We start from the raw sequence: 7,707 nt of genomic DNA on the forward strand, positions 1-7,707 counted from the left end.
CCGCGCGCGTTGGAAGGAAGGTCCGTGATGAATAAGGAAAACAAACGGCTGGATCGTCTGGACGCCCTGCTGCACGCCCTGCCCTTCGAGACCATGCCCATGGCGCTGAGCGAGCTTGACGGGTACGTCACCGGCCTTCTCGCATGCCCCGAGACGATCCCGCCTTCCGAATGGCTCCCCCATGTCTGGGGCGAAACTGGCGATGCGCAGTTTCCAGACCAGAAGACCGCCGAGAAAACCATCGGGGCCGTCATGGAACATTACAATTCCGTGGCCGGGGCCATGACCCGATCCCTGTGGTGTGAGCCAATCTATGAAGTCGACCCGAATAGTGACGAGGTCCTGTGGAAGCCGTGGGTGGACGGTTTCAACCGCAGCTTGACACCACAGCATCATTGAGTTTGCTACCCGCTTGGAAATTTCAATTCTGGAACAACCTTCGTTACCCTTGAAGGAGTCTGTTGCACAAATCGCAGTTGGGATTCAGTTCGTGAGTCCTGTGTTAGCTGAACAGCATGAGAGGACCCATCTCCCCGCGTTTAAGGCGAGGAACCGGCAGGCCTGGAAAGAAGCGCTCAAGCGCGTCGCTTCGCGACCTCGCTGACGATTTGGTTTGATCCCGCCATGACTTGGGAAGCCACACCGACTGGCAGACGCGGCCGACAGCGTCACTGTACCGATCCCGAACCCGGTTTGAGAGGTGTAACCCATGTGAACAACAAAATGGACGTCGACATATGGCACTTCTGCTTTTGCGGGCATGATGTTTTCAAAATAATTTCTGACTAAGACAAACTTCTTGCGGGAGTCTGGCCAAATCACGCGGGAAGCATCTATGTGGATGATTCGGTCAGGATTTTGGCGCTGCAGCTGCACGTACTGATTCAGCCGCGCGGAAACTTTGGAAGACATGGCCTTCGATTGTTTTCAATCAGGATACAATCGAGCGATCGAATTACACGAAATAAGGTTTTTCAATTTAGCGAGTTCCCCAATAGGTTGAAATCGCTCTCTAAAGTGAGAAAAATACCAGAAAGACATTGATCTGAATCGGTCCTTCCGTTTCATTAATCGTAAGTAACCAGTTTTAAAATGGTGACTCGGTTAGGCGTTTTTGAGCAGTCAATGAAAAAGAAAATATTCACTTAACGCGGTCTTTTGGCCGTGAACGGAAAAGATTTGTTTAAAAAGGAGATCTGGAATATGATCAACAAACTCTCAATCAGCCTTGCCGCGCTCATGGCCATGGGGATCGCCGGTGCCGCTTCGGCGCAGATCGTCAAGACGAACACCGTCGATGTGAATATTGAGGTGCTGCCCGAACTCAGCTTCTGGTTCGGGCATCCGAACGTGTCGCTCGAGCTTGGGACCGGCCCTGAGAACCTTGATGTCTTCGAATCGACAATGAATTACATCAGCAACGTGGCAGGGACGATCACCGCTGAGGTGGACGGTGCGCTGCCCACGCCCACCGTCCCTGGCGGCGGGATTCAGTTCTACATTTTCCCGGATATGGGAGAGGCCGCCGCGATCTCGGCGATCCAGGGCAATGCGTACAACCCGGTTGGCTCGCTGGCATGGAATCAAGCGGCGCTTGGAACCACGCAGACCCTGTACTCGGCCCCGGTTTCGCAAACGATCAGCACCATCCCCTGGACCTATGGCGCCGCTACGCCGGGTGGTCTGCCGCTGCCCGATGACTGGGCCCTCACCGTGACCTACACGATGACCGAGGACTGATCTGCGCCAGCAGTTCACGCGGCGGCGCGAAGCGACTTCCCGCCGCCGCGCATGATCAACAAAATTCAACCGATAAACCGTGCGGCGCGGCCGTTTCGGCAAGGGGTGTTCAGTGTCGGCATTCAGGCATATCCGGACCGCAATGATCATGACGCTCTCCATGATCGTGATTTTGGGCGGGGCCGCAACAAGCCTTGCGCAAGGCTTCATGGTCGAGCCTATGCGGATTCATGTATCCGTGGCGCCGGGCCAGAATATTCAGGTACCGGTCAATATTCGCAACACTGCCACAGACGGCCCGCGCGATCTGGAACTACGGCTGGCGCATCTCGATCAGAATACAGCGGGCGGCTGGGCTTTTCAGGATGTTGTTGACGGCATACCCGCGCATCAAAGCAGTCTGGACTGGACATCGTTGAGCGAGACGGACGCGCGGATCGCACCGCTGGAACCAGCGCAAGTAATGCTGAGCATCCAGCCGCCGCGTAACGCGCGTGGCGCTTATTTCGCGGCCTTGCTGATCGAAACTCCTGCGCCCCCGGAAGACGCGCTTGGACTGTCAGTGCGCATGCGGTTCCTCATCCCGGTGATTATTGAGATTGAGGGCCGACCGGTGCGCCAGAACGTTCATCTCGGTGATGTGGTGATGACGTATGATGAGGCTGATGACCGCGCCCCAACAACGCGCGCGCACTTGCGTATCACCAATGCAGGCGAGACATTCTCGCGCGTCACCGGCGATCTGCGGATCGAGCGGCGGAGTGGCGACCGCTGGCGCCTTGTCACGCGGTTCGAAACACGCGAGCGCCCGATCATCCCTGGTGTAACGCTGGAACTCGGCCAGGACCTGGAGCGGCGTCTGCCTTCTGGTGAATACCGACTGCGGGGCGAGTTGATGGTAGATGGTCGTCGTCTTCCGCCCCTGACCAAGGAAATCGAATTCGAGGGCGACCCGAATGTGGACGCGCTCGCTTATGACACAGAATTGCGGCTATCGCCCGAGATGGTGCAGATGGATGTGGTACCCGGTGCAACTCGGACAACGGTGCTGCGAATCGAAAATCCGGGCGAACATTCGGTGACCGTCGATCTTGGCGCTGCTACACCGCGCGGGCTGATTGGCGTGCGGATGGGCGATCTGATCGGCATCGATCTTTCGGCCGAGGGTTGGACAACCGTGCGTCCGGCGCAATTTACCTTGCGGGGGGGGGCGAACCAGAATGTGCGCGTGATCAGCGCTGTCCCCCCGGTCGATGGACTGCATGCCAATTACTACGCCGATCTGACGCTCTCGGGAAGATACGCCGACGGCCAGAGCGCGGGCACACAAAGCTCAATCATACATCTGGTGAACCACGCTGCGGAAAACGCGCGACAGGGAGAGATCGAAAGCCTGAACCTTGCCGAAGTGGGGCGCAACCTCTTTGCGGTACAGGCGCGCTTTCTGAACACAGGTAACACTCATGTTACGCCGCTTGCTCGGGTAACTGTGAGCAGCCCTCAAGGACAGACAGTGCGTAGCGTAACATTGAGCGGGGCCGGCGGGATGCTGTTGCCGCTGGGACATCGTGTTTTTGGCGGCGAGATCGACTTTTCCGGCGTAGAGCCAGGCATGTACGGATTACGCGCGCACATCGATCTGGAAGGCGGCGATAACGTGACCCTTCAGCACGTTATTGAGGTTCAGCATGAGGACGTCCAGACCGAAGACGGAACTGTGCAAGAGGCCCGTGTGACGGTCCGCGAAGGCGAGGAATTGCCGGACCCAGAAGACGTGGAAGGTTAATAATGCCCGCCGCTTGGTGAGGTGCTGATAGATGAAGCCGGACGGCTTTTTAGCGGAACGCTGGGAGTATAAAATGAAGAGAATTAAAAATATTAAACTGTTCAGTGCGGTGGCTATCGCCATGTCAGGCATTCTTGCAAATTCTACAGCAGCGCAACAGACGGGCGCCTCTGATATTGTGACGGTTAATATCAACGTCGTGCCGTTTGCCACACTGGAATTTACTGATCCCAATCCACTCCTGTACCTAGAGGTTCCGCCTCCCGGATCTACAATTCCTTCAGCCGGCGTGGAATTTAAGGTCATCGGAAACTCCTTGGCGACGCTTGCTGCAGAACCTGACTCGTTCATGCAGATCCCAGCAGCACAATACCCGGGTATAAGTTTCGACCCTTATTTGGGACGTGCGGTGCAATCCGGTAATGAGATAGGATATGATATCGAGTTGCGGTTTCCCATTCCCGGGCCAAACACGGGACTGCCGCTAACCTCTCCTGGTGCCGCGGTTTCGCCCCTCGTAGATGTTGCAGGTGCAGGTGGCATTGTGGGGGGAGTACTTCACCTCATTGCCAATCCGAATTGGACCACCGGCGGGGGGGTTGCGCTTCCCGGTCTTTATGAAGGTGTAATTGTCCTGACCTTGACAGCCAATTGACAAAAAAGCACGTTTTGAACTACAAAGTCAGGAGTTTCTGAGGCTTTGGATGACGAAATCCCTGACCCTAGCATTAACTCCGAAGACTGCGTTTAAACGCGGTTCAGCAAAATCTCGAATTTTGTGGCTAACCCTCGCTTGGCTTGCAGGAGCAACAGGAATAGGAAACACGGAGTTGATGGCACAGCAGGCCTTCGGTGAGGCCAATGTGAATATCCTGATAAGGATAAATCCCATCGCCCGGGTCGAATTCCCCCAAGGTACCGGATTTGTGCTCGTCATCCCCAGCCGTGATGAGGGGCGTGGCAGGGGAGGGCCGTTTACGCAAGGGCCAGCGCCACATCTCGACAGTGTGCAGATCCCTTTCATCGTCACTGGAAATTCTTGGGTGACGATCACAGCAGAGCCGGGCGCAGTTTTCACGCTGCCACAAGGAAGCCCGGTTGGCCGGGCTTTTGGGGATGTGCCTGTCGGAATGGCGCTGCTGGATGATCCGGACGCCTCCGCTCAGGAACATGCAATTCCATATACACTATGGGTCGAATTTCCCGCTGGTCATTCTGGACGTTCCCCGGCCGGGCTTGGCAATCCGAGTGGCAAAAATCCCACAAAACAAAGTGCTTTGCAGGCGAGTGTTGCGAATGGTCCCATATCGGGCATAGTGCATATAGTGCCCAATATTGTATGGGGCGATATCGCCTCGGATCGTTTTGTAAACGCTGGAATTTACCGTGGCGAAGTACAGGTGACGGTCACCACCAGCGAGCCATAAGCTTCGGACGGGGTGGGAAATGTCTTTATATATGCAGAACAGAGTGGCGGCAGTCATTGTTGCTCTTTTCTCGACAATGGCTTCCGCAACATTGGCATCCGCACAGGCGTCAGCATCTGTGGACAATGTGTTTTTCCAGACCGACCTACGGCAGGCGCTGGAAGACATATCGGCACAGACGGGTGTGAATGTCATAGCTGATCCCAGTGTTCAGGGGATTGTTTCTGTCAGTCTGGAAGATGTCCCTATCAACAGGGCGCTGGATTTGCTGCTTGCAGGAACCGGGTACAGATTCATTGAGCAAGAAGATTACATTCTGATCTACAACCCTGACGCAGGCGCGGATTCCTTTGTCGATATTTCCACTACGCGTCGCGTGCAGATGCAGAATCTGACGCCCGTTGCGGCGAGAAGCCTTTTGCCCGAACCTCTTCAGAGGTTTGTACGGGTTGACGAGGCATCAGGCAGGCTGGCAGTGACGGCGCCGAGAGAGTTGATGGATCGCATTTTGTTCGATCTTGAAATTCTGGACCAAGAAGAAGACACAGTAACGACTTTCGTGTCTCTCGAATTCGTGCGCGCCGAAGCTGCGCGGCTTATGTTGCCACAACAATTGCAGAGGTTCGTCAGCGTTGATCCAATGCGCAATTCCGTTGCGATCAACGCCCCTGTGCAGCAGCGTAACGAAATAATGACATTGCTCAGGAGGCTTGATCAACCAACAGGCCCCGTTTCAACTGAAACCCCGGATGTTTTCCCGACGCATCGGGTTGACCTTTCGCATGGGCGGGCCGAAGGGATATTGGCACTGCTTTCAGATGCACATCAGAACTTTGTACGTGCAGACGACAGCGCAAATGTTCTGGCAGTCAGTGCTCCGCGGCATATTGTCGATGGGATCATCCGAGATATCCGAACGCTTGATAAGCCGCGACAACATGTGATGCTAGAAGCTAGGGTCGTCGTTCTTGAACGAACAGACCTATTAGATTTTGGAACAGAGTTTCGTTGGCCTACGATCGAAGCTGGGAGCTTTGCGAGTGACAATGTAAGCGGCATGCCTTGGGAACTCAGGATCGGCTACACACCAAGCCGGCAATTCACCAATGCTCTCTCGCTGTCTCTGAATTTTCTTTCTGCGAACAATCAAGCTACAATCGTGTCCAGCCCGCAGGTCCTCGCACAAGACGGCCTTCCTGCCGAAATTCGTGTGACCACAGAAGAGTTTTTTGAAATCTCTTCTGAATCGACAGGGATAGTCAGAGCACAGCTGGAGCAGATCGAGACAGGCACGATCCTCAACATCACTCCACGCGTCTCTTCAACGGGTCATCTGACACTGGCTATGGACTTGGAAGTGTCGGACGTTATCGGCAGAGGAGAGAACAATCTTCCGGTTGTCAGCCGTAGAACCGCCAGCAGTACGATCCGAATCGAGAATGGCGGCACTGCGGCCGTCGCGGGGCTGGCCGACAACAGGTCCCAGATGAGGAATAGCGGCACCCCAGGATTGCGCAGCTTACCACTTCTTGGGCGCGCCTTCGGACGGGACGGGTTAAACCATCAGGCGCGGCAGGTGGCGATATTTGTGACCGCAACGCTGGTTGATGAGGACGGACATAAAAGGCAGACGGGTGAAACTCGTCAGAATACGATCCGGAATGTATCGGACGACCAATACCGTATTGAGTTAGAGGCGGCACTTACAAGAATGGGACGGACAGGTGATCAAAATTAAAGCGCGCTATAGGGTTAGCGATTTGAAAGCCATACGTTGTCTCGGTAGCTTGCTTGTATTGCCTTTCATGGCAGCGTGCGCGGCTGATCCGAATGTACGACGCGTAGATGCGCCGGTGTCATCAATTTCGGTGGGTGAGCCAGGTGACGTGTCTGCCGATGCTTTGGCACTGGCAATGCTGCGGGTCGGCTTTACGCCTCAGGAAATTCTCGATCTGGGTCCGTCGATAAGGCGCTCGCTTACGCAAAGCGGTGGCGCGCAAGCCCGGAGAGGCGGAGAGCTTGTAGCATTGCTCTCGATTTGGCAGGGTACACTTTACGTGACAAGCAACGAGACGGGTACATTTGTCGTTGAAGCATAGTGTGAACCAGCGTGGATCTGATATCATTCTGCGCTTAGGCTTGTGTGACCTCAGCACCTATGGAGCAGTGTGAGCATATTCCGAAACGGAGGGTTTCTGGCGCCCCGTAACCCTCTTCCGGCGAGGATGAGCATGCTCCCCGCTTCATGCGATTGATTCTGTGGATCAATCGTAGTCAGCTGCTGCCGGTTTCGTGGACAGCAGGTTAAGCTAGCATAGCGCGGGCCTCGAACTCCATGGGGCTTAGATAGCCCAGTTTCGAATGCCGTCTGCGCGGGTTGTAGAAGCGCTCAATGTAGTCGAACACGTCCGCTCGGGCTTCGTCGCGGGTCCTATAGACCCCGCGATCTGTCGTGCGTTGCGCGCGCTGTCGTTCGCCCTTCCAGTCCCGCACGAAGGCCGCGACCCTCTCATAGGAACCGTCAAATCCAAGCTGCACCAGATCGGCATGCATCTGCTTGGCCGTGCGCCCCCAAGTTCATCAGCAAAATCGATAAGTGTTTGAAATAATTTAGGCCGAGTGGCCAAAAATGTTACAACAAGAGCGCTGTCAGGCTGGCTTTGGCAGGTTGAGTGTTTGGAAGAGGTCCAGTTGCTCCGGTGTGGTTTTGCTTATTCCGTGGAAGCTGCGGCTTCCGGCATATGCCGTGTGTTT

Annotated in this window: 7 protein-coding genes and 2 pseudogenes; 8 read left to right on the forward strand and 1 reads right to left on the reverse strand. The window is 55.3% G+C overall.

Features of this window, described 5'->3' with window-relative positions:
* Positions 1 to 27 precede the first annotated feature (27 nt).
* The 8 genes and pseudogenes from EV660_RS16900 to EV660_RS18720 all read left to right on the forward strand — a co-directional run bounded on the left by EV660_RS16900 (position 28) and on the right by EV660_RS18720 (position 7,052).
* Complete coding sequence (locus EV660_RS16900) at positions 28 to 399, forward strand: UPF0149 family protein (protein ID WP_084634775.1); 372 nt, start codon at positions 28 to 30, stop codon at positions 397 to 399.
* A gap of 100 nt (positions 400 to 499) precedes the next feature.
* Positions 500 to 681 (forward strand): annotated as a pseudogene (locus EV660_RS19120) (hypothetical protein); the annotation flags it as partial.
* A gap of 522 nt (positions 682 to 1,203) precedes the next feature.
* The gene (locus tag EV660_RS16905) at positions 1,204 to 1,740 is read left to right on the forward strand and encodes a hypothetical protein (RefSeq protein WP_134013958.1); all 537 of its coding nucleotides are present in this window, start codon (positions 1,204 to 1,206) and stop codon (positions 1,738 to 1,740) included.
* Positions 1,741 to 1,852: 112 nt separating this feature from the next.
* Entirely contained in the window at positions 1,853 to 3,526 is a 1,674-nt protein-coding gene (locus EV660_RS16910) for a hypothetical protein (protein ID WP_100319116.1), read from the forward strand.
* A 31-nt stretch (positions 3,527 to 3,557) separates the two neighbouring features.
* Positions 3,558 to 4,181 carry a hypothetical protein gene (locus EV660_RS16915; protein ID WP_071480135.1) on the forward strand — a complete coding sequence of 208 codons (624 nt, stop codon included), beginning with the start codon at positions 3,558 to 3,560 and terminating at the stop codon, positions 4,179 to 4,181.
* A 49-nt stretch (positions 4,182 to 4,230) separates the two neighbouring features.
* Positions 4,231 to 4,953, forward strand: coding sequence for a hypothetical protein (locus EV660_RS16920; protein ID WP_134013960.1), 723 nt, complete (start codon positions 4,231 to 4,233; stop codon positions 4,951 to 4,953).
* 19 nt (positions 4,954 to 4,972) lie between these two features.
* On the forward strand, positions 4,973 to 6,691 hold the full coding sequence (locus EV660_RS16925; RefSeq protein WP_084634774.1) for a secretin and TonB N-terminal domain-containing protein: 1,719 nt from the start codon (positions 4,973 to 4,975) through the stop codon (positions 6,689 to 6,691).
* 67 nt (positions 6,692 to 6,758) lie between these two features.
* Complete coding sequence (locus EV660_RS18720) at positions 6,759 to 7,052, forward strand: hypothetical protein (RefSeq protein WP_134013962.1); 294 nt, start codon at positions 6,759 to 6,761, stop codon at positions 7,050 to 7,052.
* Between the two features lie 205 nt (positions 7,053 to 7,257).
* Here EV660_RS18720 and EV660_RS16930 read toward each other — a convergent pair.
* A pseudogene (locus tag EV660_RS16930) lies at positions 7,258 to 7,404 on the reverse strand (IS3 family transposase); the annotation flags it as partial.
* Positions 7,405 to 7,707: the final 303 nt, after the last annotated feature.

The sequence above is a fragment of the Roseinatronobacter bogoriensis DSM 18756 genome (assembly GCF_004366635.1).
GTDB lineage: Bacteria > Pseudomonadota > Alphaproteobacteria > Rhodobacterales > Rhodobacteraceae > Roseinatronobacter > Roseinatronobacter bogoriensis.